We start from the raw sequence: 24,997 nt of genomic DNA on the forward strand, positions 1-24,997 counted from the left end.
GGCACACATGAAGATTCTGATCCTCGGGGCGGGCCAGGTCGGCTCATCCGTCGCCGCAGCGCTGTCGACCGAGAACAACGACATCACGGTCGTCGACAACGACGCTGCGCGGCTGCGCGAACTGGCCGAGCGCCTGGACATCCGCACCGTTGAGGGCCACGCCAGCCTGCCGCGGGTGTTGAGCCACGCCGGCGCCGAAGACGCCGACCTGGTGGTCGCGGTCACCAGCAGCGATGAAGTGAACCTGGTGGCCTGTCGCGTCTGCGACCTGCTGTTCCGCACCCCCACCCGCATCGCTCGCCTGCGCGAAAGCGACTACCTCGGCGCCGCCGAGTTCATCCGCCGCGACCGCTCCTCGGTGGATGTCGCGATCAGCCCGGAGGCGCAGGTCTACCACCACGTGCAGCGCCTGATCGAGTTTCCGGGTGCGCTGCAGGTGCTGGATTTCGCCGACGGTCGCGCTCAGCTGGTGGCGGTGCGCGCGGTGCAGCAGGGCAAGCTGGTGGGACATGAGATCCGCGAGCTGCGCGACCATCTGCCGCCCGGCGTGGATGCGCGAGTCGCCGCCATCTTCCGCAAGGGCAAACCGATCGTGCCCACCGCGGCCACGGTCATCCACGTCGATGACGAGGTGTTCTTTCTCGCCGACCGCAAGAACATCACCACGGTGATGAGCGAGCTGCGCCGCGTCGACCGACCGGCCAAGCGCGTCTTCATCGCCGGCGGCGGCAATATCGGCCGCAACCTCGCCAAGGCGCTGGAGGGCCGCTTCAGCGTCAAGGTGCTGGAGCGCTCGAAGGATCGCGCCAAGAAGATCGCCGAAGACCTGGTCAACTCCATCGTGCTGGTCGGCGACTGCGCCGATGAAGACCTGCTGCGCGAGGAGAACATCGACCAGACCGACGTCTACTGCGCGCTCACCAACGACGACGAGGCCAACATCCTCTCGGCCATGCTGGCCAAGCGCATGGGCTGCCAGCGGGTGATGTCACTGATCAACCGCCCGGCCTATGCGGACCTCGTCGAAGGCAGCAGCATCGATATCGCGATCAGCCCGCAGCAGATCACCCTGGGCGCGCTGCTGGCGCACGTGCGCGAAGGCGCGCCGGCGCGCGTGCACAGCCTGCGCCGCGGCGCCGCCGAGGCCATCGAGGTGGTCGCCCGCGGCGACGCCCGCACCTCGCGCATCATCGGCCGCGCGATCGAGGAGCTGAAGCTGCCGGACTCGGCCACGATCGGCGGCATCGTTCGCGGCGAGAAACTGATCATCGCCCACCACGATGTGGTGATCGAACCCGAGGACCACCTGATCGTGTTCCTTACCGACAAGAAGCGTCTGCCCGAGCTGACGGCGCTGTTCCACGCCGGAGCGACCTGGCTATGAGCCTGCGGGTCAAGGCCATCCTGCGCGTGCTGGGGGTGATCGTCGCTTCGACCTCGATCTCCAAGCTGCCGCCCGCGCTGCTGGCGCTGGCCCTGGGCGAGTCGACCGCGAATGTGTTTCTGTCCAGCTTTGCGCTGTCGTTCCTGATCGGCGTTTCGGTCTGGCTGCCGGTGCGCCATGTCGACTATCAGCTGCGTCTGCGCGACGGCTTCCTGGTGGTCACGCTCACCTGGATCTTCGCCAGCCTGGTGTCGGCGCTGCCGTTCATGTACGCGCCGCCCTTCCTGTCGTTCACGGCTGCGGTCTACGAAGCGACCTCCGGCCTGACGACCACCGGCGCCACCATGATGGTCGGGCTCGATGCGCTGCCGAAGAGCGTGCTGCTGTACCGGCAGATCCTGCACTTCGTCGGCGGCATGGGCATCGTCATCCTCTCGGTGGCGATCCTGCCCATGCTCAAGATTGGCGGCACGCAGCTGTTCCGGGCCGAAAGCACCGGTTTGAACAACGACTCCAAGCTCACCCCGCGCGTGGCGGAAACCGCCAAGTCGCTGTGGCTGGTCTATGCCGGCATGACCCTGCTATGCGCCGGCATGTTCTGGGTGGCCGGCATGAACGCATTCGATGCGATCTGCCATGCCATGTCGGTGCTCTCCACCGGCGGATTCGGCAACTACGACGCCAGCTTCGCCCACTTCGACAGCCGGCTGCTGGAGGCCATCGCCATCCTCTTCATGCTGCTCGGCGGCATGAACTTCGCCCTCCACTTCATGGCCTGGCGACGCGCCAGCATGTCGGTCTACTACTCGGACTCGGAGATGAAGGCCTATCTCCGCATCGTCTTCGGCGTGTCCCTGGTGGTCGCCGCCATCCTGTGGTTCAGCAGCACCTACGAGAGCGCCGGCACCGCGTTCATGCAGGCGCTGTTCCAGGTCACCTCGATGATGACCACCACCGGCCTCACCACCGCCAGCTTTGTCGATTGGCCGGGTGTGGCCCCGCTGCTGGTGCTCTGCGTGGCCATCATCGGCGGCTGCTCGGGATCGACCTCGGGCGGCATCAAGGTGGCCCGCATCGTGCTCGTCCTGCGGCAGGGGTTTCGCGAGGTGCGCCAGCTGGTCCACCCCAAGGGCAAGTTCCTGGTGAAGATGGGCGGCAAACCGCTGTCGGAGAGCGTGGTGATCTCCGTCTCCGGCTTTTTCGTGCTGTGGATCTCCTGCCTGTTCGGCTTCACCCTCGCGATGAACGCCAGCGGCCTCGATATCGTCTCGGCCTTCGGTGGCGCCACCGCCATGTTGACCAACTCCGGCCCCGGTCTGGGCTCGGTCGCCGTGACCTTTGCCGAAGCGCCCACGCCCGCCGTTTGGCTGGGCACCCTGGCGATGATCATGGGCCGTCTGGAAGTCTTCTCGGTGCTGGTCCTGCTGACGCCGGGGTTCTGGCGGGAGTGAATCACCACTGCAGCCGGCGCCGCGCGATGCGCCGGCTGATCTCGGCAAACAGCGCGCGCGCCTCGGCTTCAGGCAAGTAGCGCAGCTCCAGCTGGTGGGTGAAGGGGCTGCTGCCGGCGGTGTCGGCATACAGCGTGGCCATGCCGTGATGGCGATCGAAGGGCGACTGCGAGAGCCGCAGGCCCTGCAGGCGATGCACTTCGGCGAACGAGACATGGCGGTCCAGCCAGCCGCTGCGCCAGGCCAGCACGCGGTCGGTCAGCACCCAGCCGCAGCGCCTCGCGAGGCCACGCGCTCTCAGCACGGCCAGCGGCAGCAGCGCCAGCGGCAGCAGCAGACCCCACGGACCAAAGCGCAGCGTCGCCAGCAGCGTCAGCCCGGCGATCAGCAGCAGCGAAGGAAACAGCACGCGGCGCCACGCGCGCGGATGCAGGGGCTGCCAGTTCCAGCGTCCCCAGTCGATCTCGGGCAGCCAGCGCTGGATCAGCGCGTCCACCGTTTCGGGATGCGCGATCGGGATCACTTCGGCGAGCGCCTGCTGTTCGTTGACGGCCTGCAGCGCCGCGGTTTCCACGCGTACGCTGCGGCGCTCGAAGACCCGGTGCAGCAGGCTGTCGAAGACCGTCCAGCGCTGGATCTTGGCCAGCGGGGCGCGCATGCGCAGGCGCGTCAGCAGCCCCTGCTCCACGCCGAGGCTGCCGGCCGTCTCGGTCAGCCGAAAGCCGTGGAACTGCAGCACCACCAGCAGTACCGCCACCGCCCGCGCCACGGCCAAAAAAGCCAGCAGCAGAACGAAGCCGAGCAGCAGCCACTGCGCCCAGCCGAGGCCCAGCTGGCCCGCGTACTCCACGCCCGCTTCGGCGGTGTTGGCGAGCGTGCGACCGAAGCCCTCGCCGCCGAACTGGGTGAAGGCACCGAAGCCGACCGCGCCCAGCACCAGGCCGCGGTTCGAGGTCAGCCCCAGTTTGACCAGCTCGCCCGTGTCGAGGCTGAGCAGGGTCTGCCCCTCGCTGGCCACAGCGGGCATCGCGGCGACCCGCGCCGCATCGCCTTGGGCCTCGTCGGCAGACGGTGCGTTCACCGCACCCGCGGCCTGTACCACCGCCTCCAGCGCTGCGGCATCGGCCAGCGACAGCACCTGCATCTGCGCCTCGGGCGTGCCGCCGCCGACCGCAGACTCCAGCCGCACGTCCGCCACGCCCAGTGCGCGGTGCAGCAGGCCCTGCTTGAGGGCCACGTTCTGGATGCGCGCCAGGGGAATCTGCCGCAGGTTGCGGCTCAGCAGGCCCGAGCGCACCACCAGCACGCCGCGCTCGATGCGAAAGCGGTAGGTGTAGTAGCGCGCGACCGCGCCCAGCGTGAGCAGCACGCCCGCCGCAAGGCCCAGGGCCTGGAACCACAGATCGTCTTCATCGGCGCGCTGGCCGAACACCACGAAGGCGATCAGCGGCAGGGCGAACTGACGCAGGCTGCCCAGCAGCACGAACAGCCAGGACAGCGGATGCAGACGGCGATCCTGTTCGGCGCGCAGACGCGCGATCGCCGCTTCGCCCGCTTCGCCCAGCACGACACCCGGCTCGCTCGCGCTGGCAGCCGTGGCGGATGGCAGCGGCGGCGGCCGCACGGCAGGCGGCTCGGTCGGGGGGCCGGGCTCAGACGGCGTCATCGTCCTCTCCCAGCAGATCGTTGCGCAGGCGCCGCGCCTCGTCCTCGCTCAAACCGCCGAGACTGACGGCGGCGAGGCGGGTGCCGGCGGTGTGGACCTTCAGCTCGGCCAAACCCAGCCAACGATCAATCGGGCCGCGATTGATGTCGGTGTGCTGCACCCGCGAGCGCGGCACCCGGGTTTCGCTCTGCCAGACCACCCCGCGCACGATCAGCAGGCCATCGAAGTCCAGCGCGTAGCGCGTGCGTCGGTAGCTGGCGCGAGCGAACAGGAAGGCGGCGAGCTGCAGGGCAAAGAACACCGCAGCCAACAGGGCCAACAGCGACAGGCCCTCGACGTCGTTCGCTCCCGCGATCAGGCCGATCGGCAGCAGCGGCACCAGCGCGGCGACGGCCCAGCCGATCTGGAAGCCCCACCGCGCCTGCGCCGCCAGCGGCTTGAGTTCGCTGTGTTCACTCGCACCGCGGGTCTCAACGGCTTCGGACATGGACATGCACCTCGAGGGTTCGGCGCACCGCGATGCTGATTGCGCCAGGGTTGTGACAGCGTGCAGCGCCTACCAGACGCGCTCGACCGCGCCCGCGTGGTCGTAGACGCTGAGCCGCTCGTGCGGCTGCATGCTGAAGCGCTTGTAGCCCCACTGGTACTGCGGCATCGCCCGGCGCACGCAGGCCTCGACGCCGCGGTTCAGCGCCTCCAGCGCGGCACGATCGCTGCCGGCCATACCTGAAGGCGCGGTCAGAAAGACCATGCGGAATCCGCCGGCTGCGGGAAGGCGCTCGGCAAAGGCGAACAGCACTTCGGCCTCGGTGCGCTCCAAGAGGCGAGAGACGAGGGTCATGGTGAGCGCCGGCAGGCCGAAGAACAGCGCGTGTTCGCCCTCGCCCTGCTTGGGCTGCTGGTCGGGCAGGATGCCCAGCACGCCGCCGGCCTTGAGATCGCGAAACAGCTGGCGCACGCCCGAAGCTTCCGCGCGCACCTGGCTCACACCCGGATGCTGACGCACGCGCCGCAGCAGCAGCTCGGTGAAGCCCTGGCGCGCTGGCCGGTAGACGATCGAGACCGGCGTGTGTGCGGCGAGGTATTGGTTCAGCAGTTCCCAGTTGCCCAGGTGCGGCGCGCACACGATCAGCCCGCGGCCCGAGGCCAGCGCCGCACGGAACAGCTCCTCTCCCACGACCTCTCGGATGAGACCAAGGTTGTCGGCCTGCGGACGGGTCCACAGGCGGCAGGTTTCAGTGAGCGTGCGTCCCGCCTCGCGCATGACCTCGCGCAGCAGCCGCTCGCGGGCGTCGGCTTCGAGTTCCGGCAGGCAGAGTTCGAGGTTGCGCCGGGCGATACGGGTCTCGCGATTGTTGAAGCGCCGCGCAAGCTCACCCAGTGCGGCGCCAATCGCGTGCAGGGACTGCAGCGGCAGGCGGCCGATCACTCGCATCAGGGCGTGCAACAGGGCAGCGAGCGCGCGATCGCGGCCGCTCGATTCAGGGGTGCTGGACATGCACGAAGTCTAGCGCGGATAGTCCGCGACCCCTGCCCGAGCGCGAGGCACGCCCCGCATGATCGCCCTGATCCAGCGCGTCACCGAAGCGCGCGTCGATGTCGATGCGCGCTGCACCGGACGCATCGGTCCCGGCCTGCTGGCCCTGATTGGCGTGCAGCCGCAGGACGGCCCGGCGCAGGTCGAACGCCTACTGCAGAAGCTGCTGGGCTATCGCGTCTTCAGCGACAGCGAGGGGAAGATGAACCTCGCGCTCAAGGACACCGGTGGCGGCCTGCTGCTGGTGCCGCAGTTCACCCTGGCCGCTGACACCGACAGCGGCCTGCGGCCGAGCTTCAGCACCGCCGCGCCACCGGCGCTCGGCCGGCAGCGCTTCGATGAACTGCTGGCGCTGGCGCGCACGCGCCATCCCACGGTTGAAGCCGGCGAGTTCGGTGCCCATATGAGGGTGTCGCTGGTGAACGACGGGCCGGTGACGTTCTGGCTGGAAAGCTGACGGCAGGGCTCTTGCATCCGGCCCGCCCGCGGTCCTGAACCCCAGCCCAGCCAAAAACGCTTTTCATTCATTGACATGGCAGCGAGGCCCTCGGCCGCGTATACTGCCGCGTTCACTTCCACCCGCATCCAACCCGGGCGCCGCATGGCCATCGAAAAGCAGGAACAGCAGTCCGAGATCAAGCAGCTCATTCAAAAGGGCCGCGAGCAGGGCTATCTGACCTATTCCGAGATCAACGATCTGCTGCCCGACGACGTCGTCGAGTCCGAGCAGATCGAAGACATCATCGGAATGATCAACGACATGGGCATCGCGGTGCACGAAGTTGCGCCGGACGCCGAAACCCTGCTGCTGGCCGAAGGCTCGCGCGGCACCGATGACGACACCGCCACCGAAGAAGCCGTCGCCGCGCTGTCCTCTCTCGATTCCGAAGCCGGCCGCACCACCGACCCCGTGCGCATGTACATGCGCGAGATGGGCACGGTTGAGCTGCTGACCCGCGAAGGCGAAATCGCCATCGCCAAGCGCATCGAGGAAGGCCTCCTGCAGGTGCAGGGCGCGCTGGCCAGCTTCCCGTGGTCGGTGCAGATGCTGCTGGAGGATTACGACCAGCATCTCGAAGGCAAGAAGCGCCTCAACGAGATCGTGGTCGGCTTCAACGACGCCGTCGAGGATGTGCCGCCGGAAGCGGTTGTCGACGCCGACGTCGACGTCGAGGACGAGGACGAAGAGGAAGTCAGCGAAGAAGACGCCGACGCCAGCCCGGCCGACACCGGCCCGGACCCGGCCGAAGTCGCCCGCCGCATGGACGAGCTGCGCGGCCTTTACGGCAAGTTCCAGAAGGGCCACGGCAAGGCCGGCCCGGCCGACAAGAAGGTCATCAAGCTGCGCGAGGAGATGGCCGAGATCTTCATGAGCCTGAAGCTGCATCCGCTGCAGATGGATGGCTTCGTGCGCAAGCTGCGCGACGTGATCGGCGAGATCCGCGGCCACGAGCGCAACATCACCGACCTCTGCGTGCGCCAGGCCAAAATGCCGCGCAAGGATTTCCTGCGCACCTTCCCGGGCGCCGAGACCGATGTGACCTGGGCGGACGAGATGATCCGCCGCAAGCAGAAGTGGTCCTCGGGACTGCGCGAGGTCAAGGACCAGATCGTCGCCGAACAGGAACGCATGACCGCGCTCGAGCAGGCGCTGTCGCTGTCGCTGTCGGACATCAAGGAAATCAACCGCACCATGGCCATCGGCGAGGCCAAGGCGCGCAAGGCGAAGAAAGAGATGGTCGAGGCCAATCTGCGCCTCGTGATCTCGATCGCCAAGAAGTACACCAACCGCGGCCTGCAGTTCCTGGACCTCATCCAGGAAGGCAACATCGGCCTGATGAAGGCGGTCGACAAGTTCGAATACCGCCGCGGCTACAAGTTCTCGACCTACGCCACGTGGTGGATCCGCCAGGCCATCACCCGCTCGATCGCTGACCAGGCGCGGACCATCCGCATCCCGGTGCACATGATCGAGACGATCAACAAGCTGAACCGCATTTCCCGTCAGATGCTGCAGGAAATGGGCCGCGAGGCCACGCCGGAAGAGCTGGCGGCGAAGATGGACATGCCCGAGGACAAAATCCGCAAGGTGCTGAAGATCGCCAAGGAGCCCATCTCGATGGAGACTCCGATCGGCGATGATGAAGACAGCCACCTCGGCGACTTCATCGAGGACACAAGCATCGAGTCGCCGATGGAGAACGCCACCGTCACCGGCCTCATGGAAACCGTGCGCGACGTGCTGGCGGGCCTGACCCCGCGCGAGGCCAAGGTGCTGCGCATGCGCTTCGGCATTGACATGAACACGGATCACACGCTGGAAGAAGTCGGCAAACAGTTCGACGTCACCCGCGAGCGCATCCGCCAGATCGAAGCCAAGGCCCTTCGCAAGCTGCGTCACCCCAGCCGTTCGGAGCAGCTGCGCAGCTTCCTCGATATCGAGTGAGCTGAGCTACACCTCCGCCAGCTGCACCCCGAGCCCGCCGTACGCGGGCTCGGGCGTTTATGGGCCCCTCAACTCGCGTCCGCTTGTCGACGCGAGAGGAGTTGCGCGTCAGAGCCGCGGACGAGGGCGCATCGGTTTTCCGTGAACCTCCGCGCGTGCGCCGTGTGAGCGCGATCGTGATTGCAGCGGAAGTCTGCAATGCCTCACACCCGACAGAATCCGGCACGAGGCTTGCACGGAACGGGCATTCGTCCCGGTCAAGCCCACATGCACGCCAACGCAGTCCTGCCGCCCTCCCGATCGCATTCGATCCCCGCCCGACGCAGCCAGACGCGGAGTCTCCTGACCGCCTCGCTGATGCTCGCGCTATCGGCCACGACAGCGGGCGCACAGGACGCGACCGCAGAGTTCGCGGGCTACGGCCAACCCCTGGTCGCCCCGACCGAGGTCTACGATCAGTTCATCGTCAAGTTCCGCGGCCCGGCCTCGCTGCAGAAGTCCCTGCGCGAGACCTCGCTGATGCGAACCGAGCGCAAGCTCGGGCTGGAATTGACCGAGGGCAGGCGCACTGCCACCGGCAGTTCGCTGCTGCACCTCGATCGCGCACTGAGTGCGGACGCAGCGCTGAGGCTGATCGAAACGCTGGAGTCCGATCCCAGCGTCGAGTTCGTCGAACCCGATCGCATCCTGCATCCGGCGCTGACCCCGAACGACAGCCGCTACGCTGAGCAGTGGCACTACTTCGAGACGACCGGCGGCATCAACCTGCCGGCGGCTTGGAACCTCGGGACCGGTGCGGGCGTTGTGGTGGCCGTGCTGGACACCGGCATTACCGCGCACCCGGATCTGGATGCGAACCTCGCGCCCGGCTACGACTTCATCAGCGATCCGACCGTCGCCGGCGACGGCAACGGACGTGACAGCAGTGCTGCAGATCCAGGCGACTTCTTCAACGGCAGACCCTCAAGCTGGCATGGCACCCATGTTGCCGGCACGGTCGCCGCCGTCAGCAACAACGGCAGCGGAGTCGCCGGCGTCGCGTTCGGCGCGCGGGTCCAGCCGATCCGCGTGCTCGGGCGCGGCGGCGGCAGCCTCTCGGATGTCGCCGATGCCGTCATCTGGGCCTCGGGCGGAAGCGTCTCAGGAGTGCCCGCCAACCCGACCCCGGCCAGGGTCATCAACATGAGCCTGGGCGGCTCGGGTGGCTGTGGCCCCACCATGCAGGCGGCCGTGGACGCTGCGGTCGCGCGCGGCAGCGTCGTCGTCGTGGCGGCGGGCAACAGCAACTCCGACGCAACGCTGTTCGTGCCGGCGTCCTGCGCCAATGTCGTCACGGTCGCCGCGACCACCCGCAGCGGGGGGCGCGCCGCGTTCTCCAACTACGGTGCGTCGATTGATGTATCGGCACCGGGCGAGAACATTCTTTCGACCCTGAATACCGGCAGCTCCACCCCGCTCTCGGCGAGCTATGCAAGCTACAACGGCACCTCGATGGCCGCTCCCCACGTGGCGGGCGTGGTGGCGCTGATGCAGGGGCTGAGCACGCGCACGCCGGCGCAGGTCGAGGCCCAGCTCAGAGCCACCGCGCGCGCATTGCCCGCGGCCTGTCCCGAGGGCTGCGGTGCTGGCATTGTCAACGCATGGGCGGCGATGGGCGGCAGCGGTCCACCACCGGTCTCGGCGCCGCCGCCACCGCCGCCCGCGCCCGGCCAGCTGGAAATCAGCGCCAGCAACACGCGCGATCTCTCGATTCGTGACAACGCGAACGTTGAAAGCTCGCTGCCGATCACTGGCTGGACGGGTGCTGCGCCTGCCGACACCCGGGTTTCGGTCAAGCTCTGGCATTCCCGCATCAGCCAGCTGACGGTGCAGTTGCTGTCGCCGGACAACCGCGTGTTCACCCTGCACGACAGGAGCGGCGGAACCGCCGCAAACATCGACACCACCTACACGATCGACGCCAGCTCGGCGCTTGCCAGCGGCGTCTGGAGGCTGCGCATCGTCGATGGCGCAACCGGCCACACGGGCTACCTCGACGAATGGAGAATCCGCTTCCCCGGCGCGAATTCCGCCCCACCCCCGGCCAACCCCGCACCGGTGCAGCCACCGCCCGTGGTCGTTCCGCCGCCGCCGCCTCCGCCGCCGCCTCCACCACGGGCCGGTGCCACCACCTACACCAACACCAACGACTTCACGATCCGCGACAACAGCAGCATCGACAGCACGATTGCCGTCGGCGGCCGAAGCGGCAATGCGGCCGCCGGCACGGTGGTCAGCGTGGCCATCGTGCACGGCCGGATCAATCAGCTGCAGGTGAGCCTGATCGCGCCGGGCGGTCGCGCCTACCTGCTGCACGACCGCGCGGGAGGCACGGCAAGCAATCTGAATGCGTCCTACATCGTCGATCTCTCTGCAGAGGCCGCGGGCGGCGTGTGGAAGCTCAGGGTTACCGACATGGCCACGGGCTTCACCGGCTATCTCGACAGCTGGTCGATCCGCTACTGAGATGCGGGCCGATGCGGATGGAGGCCTGGTGCATCCTGCTCACCTCGCCCCTGGGCGATGTCGTCCACGCCGCATGAAGGGACGCTCCAGATGCATGGCGGACGGTTTGCCTTGCGCGGGCTGTTCGCTGTTGGGGCCTGGCGCTTGGCGCTTGGCGCTTGGCGCTTGGCGCTTGGCGCTTGGCGACAGGGTCGAGCATTCAGCGCATGCGCTCACGCACAGGGCGCGGCGCGGCTCACCATGACCCCACGCCGCCACGCGCATGCCGTTCGCGGTCGCGGTCGCGGGCACCGCAGCGCTTCGATGTGCAGGTTCCGGCACCTTGCGTTCGGCACGGAGTGGCGTAGGCGGCGACAAGCGCCGCCACCGAGGCGAAGCTGAGGCTCCGACGGGCCAGGGCCCGCCCTGTGCGCGCTTCGATCTGCGACATCGCGACATCTCGGCCGACGATGCCGACAGCAGTCGCGCTTGCAAGCGGGCCATCACGCCCCCAGCTAGCGGTGTTCCGGGCGCGTCCGCGCCGCAATGCATGCCCACGCCACCATGCGCGAAAGCTTCCACGCCACCACCATCGTCAGCGTCCGCCGCGGCAGTGACGTCGTCGTCGCCGGCGACGGCCAGGTCACTCTCGGCAATACGGTCATGAAGGCCAATGCGCGCAAGGTGCGACGCATCGCGGACGGCCGGGTGGTGGCCGGTTTCGCCGGTGCCACCGCCGATGCCTTCACCCTGTTCGAGCACTTCGAGGCCAAGCTGGAGAAGCACGGCCAGCTGATCCGCGCCGCCGTCGAACTGGCCAAGGATTGGCGCACCGATCGCCGCTTGGGCAAGCTCGAAGCCCTGCTCGCGGTCGCCGACCGCGAAACCTCGCTGATCATCAGCGGCAACGGCGATGTCATCGAGCCCGAAGGTGGCCTGATCGCGATCGGCTCCGGCGGCCCCTTCGCCCTGGCCGCCGCCCGCGCCCTGCTTGAATCCACCGACCTGCCGCCCGCCGAAGTCGCCACCCGCGCGCTGAAGATCGCGGGCGACATTTGTATCTATACCAACCACAACGTGGTGTTGGAGAAGCTGTAGCCCGCGGCTTCGGTTTGGATCTCGGGATTGGGGATTAGGGATTAGGGATTAGGGATTAGGGATTCGACAGAGCGCAGAGCCAAAAGCTCGCCGCAGCCCGCTTCCACGAATCCCGAATCCCCAATCCCCGCTCAACCCCGCCCCTCCAGCCGGCCTCCCAATGCCTCCACGCACACCGCAACGACGGATCGAAGCGCAATGAACATGACCCCCCGCGAGATCGTCCAGGAACTCGACCGCTACATCGTCGGCCAGAACGCGGCCAAGCGCGCGGTCGCGATCGCGCTGCGCAACCGCTGGCGGCGCATGCAGCTCGACGAGGGCCTGCGCAATGAAGTCACGCCCAAGAACATCCTGATGATCGGCCCGACCGGCGTCGGCAAGACCGAGATTGCGCGCCGGCTCGCAGCACTCGCCAATGCACCCTTCGTCAAGGTCGAAGCCACGCGTTTCACCGAGGTCGGCTACGTCGGCAAGGACGTCGAGCAGATCATCCGCGACCTCGCCGACCAGGCCGTCAAGCTGCACCGCGAACAGGCCAAGACCCGCGTGCGCAGCCAGGCCGAGGACCGCGCCGAAGACCGCATCCTCGACGCCCTGCTGCCGCGCCGTCGCGACCCCTCCGGCTGGCCGATGGCCGATGAGGGCGGCAGCGACTCCGACACTCGCCAGAAGCTGCGCAAGCAGCTGCGCGAGGGCAAGCTGGACGAGCGCGAGATCGAGATCGAAACCCAGCAGAACCTCGGCCTCGACATCATGACCCCGCCAGGCATGGAGGACATGGGTCAGCAGATCCGGCAGATGTTCAACCAGATCGGCGGCCAGAAAGCCCAGCGCAAGACCGTCAAGATCCGCGCCGCCTGGCCGCAGTTGATCGAAGAAGAGGCCGCGAAACTCGTCAACGAGGACGAGGTCCGCCAGCAGGCCATCGAGAACTGCGAGCAGAACGGCATCGTCTTCATCGACGAGATCGACAAGGTCGCCAAGCGCTCGGAAGGTTACGGCGCCGACGTCAGCCGCGAGGGCGTGCAGCGCGACCTGCTGCCGCTGGTCGAAGGCTCGATGGTCAACACCAAGTACGGCACGGTGCGCACCGACCACATCCTGTTCATCGCCTCGGGCGCTTTCCACCTCGCCAAGCCCTCGGACTTGATCCCCGAGCTGCAGGGCCGCTTCCCGATCCGCGTCGAACTCACCGCGCTCACCCGCGAGGATTTCCGCCGCATTCTCACCGAGCCCAAGGCCGCGCTCACCCGCCAGTACCAGGCCCTGCTCGGCACCGAAGGCGTCAAGCTCGAATTCACCGACGACGGCATCGAGCGGCTGGCCGCGATCGCCTACGAGGTCAATGCCCGCAGCGAGAACATCGGCGCCCGCCGGCTGCACACGGTGCTGGAGCGCCTGCTCGACCAGATCGCCTTCGAGGCCCCTGATCGCGAGGGCGACACCGTGCGCATCGACGCGGCGGAAGTCGACGCCAAGCTCGGCGCCCTGGTGAAGGACGAGGACCTGAGCCGCTACATCCTCTGAGGCGCCTGCGGGCAGGCGAGGAGCCGCGCGCACCTGCGAGACGATGATCGAAGGGCGGCGGAAAGCTCCCGGGCGCGGCAGGGCAACAGCACATTTGGTTTCCCGGGACAGACAGCCTGCACAGTTCACGACAGCCGGCGCTACCGTCGTGAAGCTTCCGTTGCACACCGGTGCAGAGTGAATTAGCCTTCGGGACGACGGAGCCACCGTCGATCATGGAGAAAACCAATGAACCAGAATGAGATCGAAGAAGTCATGCCTCCCCAGAACCAGTCATCGACCGAGTTGGCGGACTTCGACGACATGATGCTGCCACCTCAGGATCAGCGCCCGGCACTCATGTTCCGGGCTGAGGCCTGAACGAGGCACTTCCACTGCAGGTCCCAATAGGCGCCTGCAGTGGCTTCTAAGCCACAGGCAGACGCCTCGATACTCGGCAGACCCAAGCTAGAAAGTAAATGCAACAAGCGGCTCAAGACTACAGCAGATTAACCCAGTTGCTGCGGGGGGCACTAAGGGCGAGGTCACCCAGATCGTTGGGCCTGGATGTTCTCCCACTTGCGTTCCAGATTGCCGAAGAGACGATCAGGCGTCAGTTTCTTGACCAGACCTCGTTGGAATCCGCTGATCTGAGGACAGGACTCACCGTTTACCGAAGCAGCGAGATCGAGATCTGCCTTGTTGAGGTGAGCGCCGATAACAACTTCCTCATATCCAGTTTCCCGAGCACTCACCTTTTTCTTGAACCACTCTTCTCCGCTGCGACGATTTACGCATCGTCAAGTCCAGTCTCGGCACCAACCACCCAGATCAGAGTGACTCCAGTTCATGACTGGGCAGACTTCAGCGGCGGGATTCTTCTCCCGCCGGGCTTCGGGCTGGCATTACCAGAAGGCTCACGCAGCCTGAGTTTCCACGCAAGACTTCTGGGCGGCTCCAATCTTTCTCACGTTGTGTGCGGCCATACTCTCCAATCCACTGGCATACGCCTTGAGAGTTCGACACCGTACAGACTGGCTGCGATCCTGGACGCCGCGCGGGATCTGCCGTGCGACTCGCTGGATCGAGCGGCTTCTGCTCTCGTGGAAACCGACTTGTTCTTTTTGAAGGCCCGGGCTAGGAAACGATTGGGATCTCGACCATGAAGAAGTTTGGGCGAACCAGTCTGCCGCCCATTTCGCTAGACGAGTTCCTTAGGGACTTCGGGACCTACCCTATTGGAGTATCGCCAGAAGGTGATGAACGCGCTGCTGTCGCCCTCCAGCAGCTTTGTCTGACTCGGAATATTTTGGGCAATTGGGCTCTGAAGGTCGTAGAAAGCGGCATGCAGGAGCAGCATCGAAACCCTTATGACGTTACCTCATTCGTGCTTTGGCGATCGCCATGCTGGATGCTGCGCGCGAACGTTTGGTACCCACTGAATGAAAACACCCCGGCCTGGGCAAAGCGCGCCGCAGCCAATATCTACAGGATTGGTCACAACCACGACCAGACGCTGATTAGCTGCTGCTTCTGGGGCCCGGGATATCAAACGGTGACGGCATGCGCTGTTGACGAATCCAATTCGGCGAGATTCGATCTAACCCCATCAACAACAGTGGATTTCGGCCCCGGCGAAGCCATAATCTATGACGCGTTCTGCGACTTCCATGCTCAACTCCCTCCAGACCAGATCACGGTATCCATAAATCTAATCGGCACGTGGCCTCCGACCAAGCGCGATTCAAAGATCGTGGATCTTGATTCAGGGAGAGTTCTTGGGTCCGCCTCCAGAAGAAGCGAGCATGAATTCCAGCTCAGCAAAGCGATGCAAAGACTCGCGGAGCTGCGCGCAGATTGCGAGCTCAAGATGACGATTCCGCACTCAGTAGCTTAGCGATTTCTTGCATGCACTCATTGCGGGTCCGTTCACAGGCGATAGACCGGCGCATTGCCCGCACTCGCAGTGGCCAAAAGACCCAGCGCAGGTCACCGCGCTACCGCCTGCGCCGTGCAGGCGTCTGATGGCTGCGAGGGTCTGGGCAGGGAGGCTCAGAAGCACACGACACCAGGGGCGGTGCGCTTCAGGAGGCCCTGCTGGTGACCGATCCGGTCGACTCAACCGCCGTAGTCGAACGCCTGGGCGATGCGCACGCCGCCGAAGTCTTGCACCAGAACGACCACTTAGCCTGCCGCCTGATCCACGAACACACCGGCCAGGAGATCGACAAGATCGACGGCTACCTGGTGATTCTCGAGCGCCCGGTACAGGCCGCTGCCTTCGCGCTGGCCTACCCGCGCGGGCTGCGCGATTTCGCGAGCGAAGCCGGCCAAGCCCTGCGCGCCCGCGTCGGCATCCGCGTAGGCGAGGTCATGGCAAAGCAGAACAGCGCAGAAGACATCGTCCGCGGCGCCAAGCCGACCGAAGTCGAGAGCTAGGCGAACGGCCCAGCGCACAAGCGCCCCGAACCTCGGGTCTCAGGCTCATGCTATCGTCCGCTGGCCGCTTCAGGGCATAACAAGCACGTAAGGAAATCCAACATGAGCAAGCACGTTGACCTGCCGGATCTTGATCAGGACTGCAGCCTCGCGGCCTCTTCGGGCGAACTGAAGTCCACGCTCTTCATCTTTGCTGCGCGCAAGGATCCCTGCGTCGAGAGCGGCGGCATGGCCATGACCGGTCCGGAGGCCAATGCGGCCTCCACCGCGTTCATCTTCGCCGCCCAGCGCTGAGGGCTGACTGCAGGCCGCGCCCCCGCGGCGCGGCCTGCAGGTGCGCGCCATGCCGATGCAGAACCCGACCTTTCTCAACGCTCTGTCCGTCCAGGCTGAGGAGGCCTTTGCAGCCAACAGCGCGGATCCGCTGCGCGAGCTGATGCAGCGCTGCCAAGGCCGTCACGTGAGGACACGCCTGCGCCGCCTGCTGCTGCGTGAGCTTCTGCTTCTGCGCCACCGGCAGGACCATCTGCCCGCACGCTGCGCGCCGGGGGAATGGGTGCTGCATGAGTCCCCCGCGGTGCGCCTGCGGCTGATTACCCTGGCGCCAGAGACGCGCAGCTCGCGGGTCACCGAACCCGGCAGCTTCGTATTGGTCCCGCTTTCGCCTGTGGCGCGGGAAGATCGTTATCGACGCCTGGAAACCTCGGGCGAAGTCGTCAACGACGTGTTCGACTCGCGGCAGCAGCTGCACCACGCCGATGAAGCCGCGCTGGCTGACGGCTGTCTGCATTGGCTTCGCCCCGGTGTCGAAACCAGCTTCGACTGGCAGGTGCAGGGGCCTACGCTGTGTCTGCGCATTGACGGCCCGCGACAGCGGGGCTTCGTCTGGAGCTTCGATGCTGCAACCCACAAGGCGCAGATGATGTATCCAGCGCGGGTCAACGCCGCGCGCGAGCGCTTGATGTTGGACTTCCTGCTAGCTACCAGGCATCGCGGAGCGGAAGCCTTTGCTGAGCGTCTGCGCAGCGCGCCCGAGTACTTCCTGCGCTGGGCGGCGACCCAGGCCTGCAACAGGCTGGCCCCCGATCGCATCGAAGAACTTCTGGGCGCCGCCTCCGGCGATCCGCATCCGCAGATCGCTGCGCTGGCGCAGCGCGTGCAGGCCAGTCTGGAACAGACGCGAGCCGAAGCATGAGTCTCAAGCTCCACACACACGCTGAGCCCGCGATCTCGCTGCAGCAGTTCGTGGACTGGATCGAAGCGAACATCGACTTTCGCGAGCCCGAAAGCCTGCGCACGGCCGCCCAGCCGCTGCGGGCGCTAGCGCAGAACCCCCACTTTCTGGGCGATTGGATGCTGCAGGCCCATCTGCAGCAAGGCGATCAGTTCCAGGCCGGCAACTTCTACAACTATCAATCGCTGGTGCTGCGGGTCACCCCGGACTACCTGCTGCGTGCCAACTTCTGGCAGCCCGAAAACGCAGTCTCGAAGCTCTCACACCACGAGCGCCTCGCGTTCGGGTATGGCATTCCGCACAACCACAATTTTCACCTGCTCACCGTCGGCTACTGCGGCAGTGGCTACCTCACCGACCACTGGCGCTGGTCCGACCCGTGGACAGACCGCGCCATCGGTGAAACCGTGGATCTGCAGTACATCGCGCGTGAGCGCCTCGCCACTGGCGATGTGATGCTCTACCGCGCGTTCGAAGACGTGCACTCGCAGATCGCCCCGGAAACACTGTCGGTGTCGCTGAACCTGATGACGCACACACAGCGCGACACCGTGCCCCAGTACATGTTCTGCGAGGCCGCACGCACCGTCACGGGATTGGTTGGCTCGCCGCTGGATTCCCGGCTGCATCTGGCCGAATTGGCCCGTGCCCTGCTGCCAGAGCATGCCGAGTGGCACCTGCAGAACGTCGCGGCGACAGACCCCTCACCGCGCATGCGGCGCCTGGCCGAGGACGCCCTCGGGCGCAGGTTTATCGGCTGGCGCTGAGACGGCTCACGGGCGCGCATCAAGCACAAGTCGTTCGGCATTGAGGTGCAAGGGGCTATCGGCCTGCTCGACCTTGCCTGAGCCATTTGCACCGATCACGACGAACTCTGCCGGGTCGAGTTCAGCCCACACGCAAAAGTCGCGATCATTGATGGCGCCGGTATAGAAGGCGCCGAGCCCCTCGGACGCGCAGGCCAAGTACCAGGTCTGCGACAGGTGCCCTGCGTCCGTGAAAAGGACCTTGTACGCCTTTGCGTGACGCCTGTACTTCCAGTAGTTCCGGCTCGATCGTGCAGCCTGGAAGATGATGACCGCCGCGTCCGCGAAGAAAGACTGCCCGGTCAGCAGTTCTGTCATGCGCGACCTCAGCGTTTCGACGTTCTCCAGCTTCACCGCGCTCAGCGCATGCGCCCCGCACTCGTAGTGATACAAGCCGCTGGCCAGCCCTTCGACGTTCAGGCAGACAACAAACGCCTCGATCGGGTGGAGCCCACCGCCTGAGGGGCTCAGCTTGTGCCCCGCTGATAGGCCTGGAGCGATCTCGCGCACCCCGAGCATGCCGAAACTCAGGCGAAGCAGGCGGGCAAGCGCGTCCTTGGCAATCGCCGTCTGGACGCAGAACGCTCTTGATGTGCTCCTGTGCATGCACAGCTCAGCCAACGCGCTGTCACCCAGGTCATCCTTGAGCCATGTCCTGCTTGCGCCCTGGGGGTGCCGCCAGAACTGCTCCGGTGCCCGGCCATGGTTGGCGATGTGTCTTCGCAGGCGCTCGGGCGACGCCGTGCCCTGCTTCTCCGCCAAGGGGTCGTCGCTTGAGATGCCAGACCAGGCACTCATCGCGTGATAAAGCAGGCTGATGGGGTGCCATGCTGATCGACCCAAGCGTGCATCCTCGACCTCAAGCGCACCGTGTGCCCCCTCTACGTCGGCCGCAAGCAGCAGGCCTCGCTCCACCAGGCCAGCCAGCAGCGCTACCGAGACTCCAAGCCGCGCAAGCAGGGACTCGGTGGTGCTCCAGCGGTCTGCCGGAACCTCGCAGAGCAGCCCAAGCTCCTCGGCACCCAGGGCAATCCGCTTGCCCGTGATCGGGCAGAGCAGCTCGATCCTGATGCAGGAGCCGGGCTGCGGGCTCCCCGCCAATAGCGCCTTGAGGTCGATCTGCACTTCATCCCTTATGGCGATGAAGTGCAGATGACGCCTGCGCACACGCTCAGGCAACACCGAGTTCAAGCGAGTCCATCCCATGCATGCTTCGTACACAGACACGCGCGCACCCGTCGGGCGCCAACCTCTCCGCCATCAGACACTGAAGATAAGAATGGCCATGCGGCCATGCCCCTCAAGCTCGATCTCGCTGACCATCTGCCGCAGTGCTTCCGGGTCTGGCAAGGTGATCCCACCTTCACCCGGCAGAAGGTCGGCGTCGAATCCGTACTGGCCCAGCACTGCCGCGGGCTCACGCAGCAGGGATTCACGGAAGGCCACGTCATGGGCCAGACGGTTGACGAACTCCACGGTCTGATTGTTCTGCATCGCGCTGCACTCCTTGTGTGCCGCCGGGGTGGAAAGGAACCGAAGCCTGGGCGCCGGCGAACTGCCCGCTGGCCTCTTGAGAAACCTTGCTACGTGTCATTGTCGAGGGTGCAGGGACAGCACCCCCCTGGGCGAACCGTGCAACCTGCAGTCAGGATCAAGCCTCCCAAGGCTCCGGCCGCATATCCAGTTCAGTGCGCGAAGCATCGATGATGCCGAATCCGTTCGCGCCTATGACTATGCTGTCCAGAGGGTCTAGACCCGCCCACTGGACGAAATCCGCGTCGTTGACGGCTCCCGTGAAGAAAGCACCCAGGCCGAGGTCGGCCGCTGCCAGATAGAGCGTTTGCGACAGGTGGCCGGAATCCATGAACAACACCTTGTAGGCCTTGGCGTGCTTTCTGTACTTCCAGGTGTTTCTGGAAGCGCGCGCCACATGGAACACCAGCGCGTGCGCCTCTGCAAAATAGGACTGGCCGATGACGAATCGCTCGATGCAGCTTCGCAGTATCTCGGTGTCCACCGGACGCAGCAAGGCCAGCGCGTGCCTGCCCCACTCGTAGTGGTACAGCCCGCTTTCCAGCCCTTCGACGTTGACAACCAGTACATAGGGCTCGATGGGATGCAGGCCACCCCCTGACGCGCTCGTGCGCTTCATGGCGACGCAGTGCGGCGCAAGGGTTCGGGCACCCTGGGCAGCGAAGGCAGCGTGCAGAACCGCCCCGAACTGACCGAAGGGAAGCGTCAGGTCAGTGCGATAGGCGCGTCGGGTGGCGCGGTCACCCAGGAGCACGCTCAGCGCCGGCGACACGCGCTGCTCGCCCAGAGCGATCCTGACTGTGGCTTCCGGGTGCTCGGGCAGGTGCGGTGGCGGCGCGCCAAACTGCCGCATGCTTTGATCCATGCGCGCGCGCACCGCGTCGGGCGAGTGATCACGCACAGCTTCATCACCCAGCACGCCAGACCAACGCGTCGCTGCGTGATACGCCGCCGCCATGGGGAGCCAACCGCGAGCCTCGAGCTGAGCATCGGCTTCCACCAAGCCCTTGCACTCCGCTCGATCCGAGAGCAGGAGCCGCTTGTCCACCATCGAGAGGATCAGATCCATGTCGACATCAGCGGCCCGACACAGCGCCTCGGCATCGATCCACTCGCTGCGAGACACGCAGCTGAGCACACTGAACTCGCTCGCGGAAACCTCTGCTTGCGCACCAGAGACCACGCAGGTCGCCGTGGCTTCCACCCGGACAGCGAGACCTGCAGCGCCCATGAGCAGGCTCTTCAAATCAGGCAGCCGACGTTCGCTGATCTCGACCACGCTGCCGAAACGGCGCCGTACCTTCATGAACCGACTAGTCATCTGGATGCGAGGGCGGACTGTACCGCTCGCTGCACTTGCGCAACAAGCTCAGGGTTCGAAGTTGGATTCTCCTCGCGTCCTGTCCGAGACATGCTCGACACGGCTGCTGCTTAGCAGCCCCAGTAACACGCCACCGACAGCAGGTCGCATCGGCCGGGGTGGTGCCCTGGGCAATGGCGAAGCGAACGAGACTGCCGCACAATCGACCGCCTGAACGACGCCGGCGGGAGGCCGGGGTCGCCACGCGGGGCCGGGAGCCCGCTTGAGCTGCGCGGCCGCCTTGGGGGCGGTCCGCGCCGCCGCCGTGCGAGGAGCTGCGATACCGATGAACGCCCAGCTTGCACCGGAAGACCTCGGCACCGAACCCGCGCCCGACGGCGCGCGCGCGCTGCTGCGCAGCGTGGTCATTGCCGACCTCTGCGATTCCACCGCACTCGTTGAACGGCTGGGCGACGTGCGCGCCACCGAGCTGATCCGCGCCCACGACCGCCTGCTGCGCGGCCTGATCCGCGAGCACCGCGGGCAGGAGATCGACAAGACCGATGGTTTCCTGAGCCTGTTCGAGCGGCCCATCCAGGCCGTGGCCTTCGCGCTGGCCTACCAGCGCGGACTGCGCGCGTTCTCGCTGGAGCATGGCATTGAGGTCTCGGCCCGCATCGGCGTGCACGTCGGCGAGGTGATGACCTGGCAGAACGACCTGGCCGACGTCGCCAAGGGGGCCAAACCCACCGAGGTCGAGGGCCTGGCCAAGCCGGTGGCGGCGCGCCTGATGGGCATGGCCCTGCCCGGCCAGATCCTGCTCTCGGGTGTGGCCTACACCCTCGCCCATCGCGCCGAGGGCGAACTGGGCGCCGTACTGTCGCGCGTGCAGTGGAAAGCGCACGGCGACTTCCGCTTCAAGGGCGTGGCCGAGGCTGTGCCCGTGTACGAGATCGGAGAGGACGGCATCGCGCCCTTCAAGGCGCCCGCCTGGAGCGGAAAGGCGCATCGCGAAGTACCGCTGTGGCGCCGACCGGCAATGCTGGCCTTCGAGATGATTGCGCTGCTGCTGGCGGTGGCCCTGCCGGCCTGGCATTTCCTCACGCCCGCGCCGGCGATCGCGTTCGCGGAGCGCGACTGGGTGGTGCTGGCCGACCTGCGCAACCTGACCGGCGACCCGCGCTTCGACGACTCGCTGGACCAGGCTTTCCGCATCGGCCTGGAGCAGTCGCGGCATGTGAACGTGCTGTCCGATCTGCAGGTGCGCGACACCCTGCAGCGCATGCAGCGCGACAGCGACAGCCCGGTGGACCGCAGCATCGGCGCCGAGATCGCAATGCGTGAGGGCGCCCGCGCCCTGGTGCTGCCGACGCTGGCGGAAGTGGGGGGGCGGCTGCGCTTCACGGCCGAAGTCATCCACCCCAATACCCAGGCGACGGTGTACTCCGAGTACGCCGATGGGCGCGGCGCGGAAGCGGTGCTGCCGCTGGTGGACGAGGTGAATCGCAAGCTGCGCGGGCGCTTGGGTGAAGCCGTGGATCAGGTCAGTGAAGACTCGCGCGCGCTGGAACGGGTGACGACGCCAAACCTAGACGCATTGACCGCCTACACGCGGGCGCGCGCTTTACTGCTCGAACGCAAGCTGGACGATGCGATTTCTCTACTCAACGTCAGCCTTAGCATTGATACAGAGTTCGCGGCTGCGTCACTAGAACTCGCGGTCATCATGAACGATGCGATCAACAGGGAGGCAGCACTTACTCACTTGGAGCGAGCGCTGGCCAATCCTGATCGACTAACTCTTCGCCAGTTGCGGCACGCTTCAGCGATAAGGGCCACCTTAATCGACTCACCCGCTAGTGCAGTTGAAGCATGGCGGATGCTTACCGTCGAGTTTCCAGACTATCACGTGGGATGGGGTGGCTTGGCGTGGTATCAGTGGGTTCTTCTTGGCGACTCTAGTGCCGCGATTAATTCCGTGCAGAAGAACATCGACAGCCGCAACCCGAGGAGGAGCGGAGGGCACTACCTTTACGGCACTCTGCTGCTAGCCGAAAATCGTTTTCAAGAGGCCATTCAACAGTTCGAAGCGGCAGAGGCTCTTGGGCTAAAGGTCGAGAACCGTGCCTTCGCTGCGGCTTATGCGGCGCAACGCGACTTCAAGGGAGCTTCGCAAGTGCTTGAGCGAGGCACCGCAAGTAGCCTGACCTTGCGCTCCGGCGCTTACGCGTTGGCGATCGCAAGCCACCTTGCCGATAGGGGACGCATTGGGGAAGCCCGTGCGGTACTTCAAAAAGCTCGCCGGGAACTGCCGGAGGGGCTTGGAGCTGACCGCAGGACTCTTGCTGTCGCGCAAGCATCGCTTCTGGATGTGGAGGTGCAGAGCCCCTCCGAAGATTTGATCGAAGAGGCCTCTGAACTCATTGCTCAGGCGGCCGTTCCAAGTGATGATCGCTTGCTCACTCCATGGATGCGGACCTCCGCTACGCTTCTGTCACTTTGGGCAACTGCGCATCTGTCGGACTCAAGTCGTTTTGAGGACACGTCCAGTGTAGATGTGACTGACGATTTCCCTGAACTGAAGCAAAGGACAATGCTGGCTCATGCAAGAGCGCAGCGACTCAGCGGTCACCCTGAGCTAGCCGCAGCTTCGCTATCTCGGCCCTCATCCACGAAGCCGCTCTTCGCGACGCGGGTTGAGTTGATGAGGGCGCTGATTGAAGCGGGGGCACTGGATAAAGCTGAGGGCGAAGCCAAGTGGATTGCAGCGAATAGAGGGCTAGCATATGCGGAACCGCAGGCATTTCAGGCATTAGTGCCCTACAATGTCTTTTGGTCAACCCAAGCTCTTTTCGTTTTGGCTGAAATAGAAGCGCTGCGTTCAAATTGGAGCGGCGCAAGCGTTCGGCTGGAGGAGTTCCTAAACAGCGTCGACGAAGCACATATCGCCCCAAAACTCCGAAGGCGGGTGGGTGAACTTCGCTCCGAGATAGCTGAGAACGCCGCTCGAGAACACGAATCCGCGGATTCCACACCTTCGGCACACTGATACTCGCAACCACTCCCATGTGCTCTAGCCAAATGCACATGGGATGCCAATCGGCTCCAACAAGTCCTAATGGCACGAAATCAGCCTACGCAATGGTTTATCCGGGCGTTCTAAAAGCCTTTGATCGTCGGGACGAACATTGACATCGCCTCCCGGTACTGTGCGGTAGCCACGTCCCCCGCCAGCGCCTCAAACACCCCCTTGTCAGCCAAGGCCCTCGGTGCAAGACAGGCCGACTTGAGCTCGGCGATCACGCCCTGCGGCACGCCCACTTCTTCCAGTGCGGCCTGTGGATTCTTCTCGAAGCGGGCGCGGAAGGCGTCGTCACTGGCGAGGCGCTTGAGCAGGCTGAGGCCGGCTTCTTGCGGAAGCGATGCGGACATGTGAACCCCCTGTGGTTGTGGCTGCCGGAGTGTAGTCGAAACGCATCCAGCGTGAAGCACCTTCTTTCGTATCATTGCCGCCCACGCTCCCCGCTCCGGTGACCTGCCCATGTCCGACCCCACCCTGCTTGCCGCGCTGCTCTCCACTGCCCTGGCGTCCGGGGCGGCGGCCCCGCCGCGCGATGCCGCGCTTGCCGAGGCCCTTTCGGGGCTGTGGTGCTTCTCGCGCGACGAGGGCCGCAGCTGCTGGGCCTGGGAAGAAGTCACCGCCGATGGCGGTCTGCGGGTCTGGGGGCAGACACCCGATGGCTTGAACCGCTTCTGGTCCGAGGGGCGCTACACCGTCGAAGGCGTGGTGACCTGCGTCGAGATCACTGCCTCCAGCGAGCACGCGCCGCATGTGGCAGGCGATGCCTTTTGCGCCGAGGTGGTCCACGTCGATGAACGCGTCCACCGCTTCCGTGCGGTCGGCGGCACGCGCGAGACGGTGACCTACCGGCTGGCCGACACCGCCGAAGCGCCGCGCTTCGAAGACGCGCGCGCCAGCTTGGCACCCGCGCTCGTTTCGCCCTGAGGGCTTGCGCTGCGAGGGCGCGCGGGCACTGCGACGGCACGCGCTGCACCTGCGCGGCATGGCCGCGCTGGCGGCAAGCCTGGCGGGCGCTGCAGATTCGCCAG

Annotated in this window: 21 protein-coding genes; 14 read left to right on the top strand and 7 right to left on the bottom strand. The window is 65.8% G+C overall.

What is annotated here, in order from left to right; genetic code table 11:
• The first annotated feature begins 7 nt into the window (after window positions 1-7).
• Complete coding sequence (gene trkA / locus H4O13_13655) at window positions 8-1,384, top strand: Trk system potassium transporter TrkA (protein ID MBE5316434.1); 1,377 nt, start codon at window positions 8-10, stop codon at window positions 1,382-1,384.
• Window positions 1,381-2,835, top strand: coding sequence for a potassium transporter (locus H4O13_13660; protein ID MBE5316435.1), 1,455 nt, complete (start codon window positions 1,381-1,383; stop codon window positions 2,833-2,835). Before trkA ends, H4O13_13660 begins: the two co-directional genes overlap by 4 nt.
• Window position 2,836: 1 nt before the next feature.
• Here H4O13_13660 and H4O13_13665 read toward each other — a convergent pair whose 3' ends face one another.
• The 3 genes from H4O13_13665 to H4O13_13675 all read right to left on the bottom strand — a co-directional run bounded on the left by H4O13_13665 (window position 2,837) and on the right by H4O13_13675 (window position 5,999).
• The gene (locus H4O13_13665) at window positions 2,837-4,501 is read right to left on the bottom strand and encodes a PH domain-containing protein (protein MBE5316436.1); all 1,665 of its coding nucleotides are present in this window, start codon (window positions 4,499-4,501) and stop codon (window positions 2,837-2,839) included.
• Window positions 4,488-4,988, bottom strand: coding sequence for a PH domain-containing protein (locus tag H4O13_13670; GenBank protein ID MBE5316437.1), 501 nt, complete (start codon window positions 4,986-4,988; stop codon window positions 4,488-4,490). Before H4O13_13670 ends, H4O13_13665 begins: the two co-directional genes overlap by 14 nt.
• 69 nt (window positions 4,989-5,057) lie before the next feature.
• Window positions 5,058-5,999, bottom strand: a complete 942-nt coding sequence (locus H4O13_13675; protein MBE5316438.1) for a lipid A biosynthesis acyltransferase — start codon at window positions 5,997-5,999, stop codon at window positions 5,058-5,060.
• Between the two features lie 58 nt (window positions 6,000-6,057).
• Here H4O13_13675 and H4O13_13680 point away from each other — a divergent pair, with 58 nt between their 5' ends.
• The 10 genes from H4O13_13680 to H4O13_13725 all read left to right on the top strand — a co-directional run bounded on the left by H4O13_13680 (window position 6,058) and on the right by H4O13_13725 (window position 18,015).
• Window positions 6,058-6,495 carry a D-tyrosyl-tRNA(Tyr) deacylase gene (locus H4O13_13680; GenBank protein MBE5316439.1) on the top strand — a complete coding sequence of 146 codons (438 nt, stop codon included), beginning with the start codon at window positions 6,058-6,060 and terminating at the stop codon, window positions 6,493-6,495.
• 144 nt (window positions 6,496-6,639) lie between these two features.
• Window positions 6,640-8,484, top strand: a complete 1,845-nt coding sequence (gene rpoD / locus H4O13_13685; GenBank protein ID MBE5316440.1) for an RNA polymerase sigma factor RpoD — start codon at window positions 6,640-6,642, stop codon at window positions 8,482-8,484.
• A gap of 198 nt (window positions 8,485-8,682) precedes the next feature.
• Entirely contained in the window at window positions 8,683-10,989 is a 2,307-nt protein-coding gene (locus tag H4O13_13690) for a S8 family serine peptidase (GenBank protein ID MBE5316441.1), read from the top strand.
• A gap of 543 nt (window positions 10,990-11,532) precedes the next feature.
• A complete protein-coding gene (gene hslV / locus H4O13_13695) occupies window positions 11,533-12,066 on the top strand; it encodes an ATP-dependent protease subunit HslV (GenBank protein ID MBE5316442.1) in 534 nt (177 codons plus the stop codon).
• Window positions 12,067-12,270: 204 nt separating this feature from the next.
• Window positions 12,271-13,596 (top strand): ATP-dependent protease ATPase subunit HslU, encoded by a 1,326-nt coding sequence (gene hslU, locus H4O13_13700; protein MBE5316443.1) that lies wholly within the window; start codon window positions 12,271-12,273, stop codon window positions 13,594-13,596.
• 1,141 nt (window positions 13,597-14,737) lie between these two features.
• Window positions 14,738-15,472 carry a hypothetical protein gene (locus H4O13_13705; GenBank protein MBE5316444.1) on the top strand — a complete coding sequence of 245 codons (735 nt, stop codon included), beginning with the start codon at window positions 14,738-14,740 and terminating at the stop codon, window positions 15,470-15,472.
• 203 nt (window positions 15,473-15,675) lie between these two features.
• On the top strand, window positions 15,676-16,014 hold the full coding sequence (locus H4O13_13710) for a hypothetical protein (GenBank protein MBE5316445.1): 339 nt from the start codon (window positions 15,676-15,678) through the stop codon (window positions 16,012-16,014).
• Window positions 16,015-16,116: 102 nt separating this feature from the next.
• Window positions 16,117-16,308: a hypothetical protein gene (locus tag H4O13_13715; protein MBE5316446.1), complete on the top strand. Its 192-nt coding sequence runs from the start codon at window positions 16,117-16,119 to the stop codon at window positions 16,306-16,308.
• A 49-nt stretch (window positions 16,309-16,357) separates the two neighbouring features.
• On the top strand, window positions 16,358-17,209 hold the full coding sequence (locus H4O13_13720) for a hypothetical protein (GenBank protein ID MBE5316447.1): 852 nt from the start codon (window positions 16,358-16,360) through the stop codon (window positions 17,207-17,209).
• Entirely contained in the window at window positions 17,206-18,015 is an 810-nt protein-coding gene (locus H4O13_13725; GenBank protein MBE5316448.1) for a hypothetical protein, read from the top strand. The genes H4O13_13720 and H4O13_13725 overlap by 4 nt, the downstream gene beginning before the upstream one ends.
• Before the next feature lie 6 nt (window positions 18,016-18,021).
• Here H4O13_13725 and H4O13_13730 read toward each other — a convergent pair whose 3' ends face one another.
• From H4O13_13730 to H4O13_13740, 3 genes are all read right to left on the bottom strand, one after another.
• Window positions 18,022-19,245 carry a putative peptide maturation dehydrogenase gene (locus H4O13_13730; protein ID MBE5316449.1) on the bottom strand — a complete coding sequence of 408 codons (1,224 nt, stop codon included), beginning with the start codon at window positions 19,243-19,245 and terminating at the stop codon, window positions 18,022-18,024.
• A gap of 69 nt (window positions 19,246-19,314) precedes the next feature.
• Window positions 19,315-19,548, bottom strand: a complete 234-nt coding sequence (locus tag H4O13_13735) for a hypothetical protein (GenBank protein ID MBE5316450.1) — start codon at window positions 19,546-19,548, stop codon at window positions 19,315-19,317.
• A gap of 157 nt (window positions 19,549-19,705) precedes the next feature.
• A complete protein-coding gene (locus tag H4O13_13740) occupies window positions 19,706-20,893 on the bottom strand; it encodes a putative peptide maturation dehydrogenase (protein MBE5316451.1) in 1,188 nt (395 codons plus the stop codon).
• Window positions 20,894-21,233: 340 nt separating this feature from the next.
• Here H4O13_13740 and H4O13_13745 point away from each other — a divergent pair, with 340 nt between their 5' ends.
• Window positions 21,234-23,936: a putative peptide modification system cyclase gene (locus H4O13_13745; GenBank protein MBE5316452.1), complete on the top strand. Its 2,703-nt coding sequence runs from the start codon at window positions 21,234-21,236 to the stop codon at window positions 23,934-23,936.
• Window positions 23,937-24,046: 110 nt separating this feature from the next.
• Here H4O13_13745 and H4O13_13750 read toward each other — a convergent pair whose 3' ends face one another.
• A complete protein-coding gene (locus tag H4O13_13750; protein MBE5316453.1) occupies window positions 24,047-24,319 on the bottom strand; it encodes an NHLP-related RiPP peptide in 273 nt (90 codons plus the stop codon).
• A gap of 109 nt (window positions 24,320-24,428) precedes the next feature.
• On the opposite strand from H4O13_13750, the gene H4O13_13755 reads away from it, so the two are divergent.
• Entirely contained in the window at window positions 24,429-24,893 is a 465-nt protein-coding gene (locus H4O13_13755) for a hypothetical protein (protein ID MBE5316454.1), read from the top strand.
• Window positions 24,894-24,997: the final 104 nt, after the last annotated feature.

This window comes from Lysobacterales bacterium (genome assembly GCA_014946745.1).
GTDB lineage: Bacteria > Pseudomonadota > Gammaproteobacteria > Xanthomonadales > Xanthomonadaceae > Aquimonas.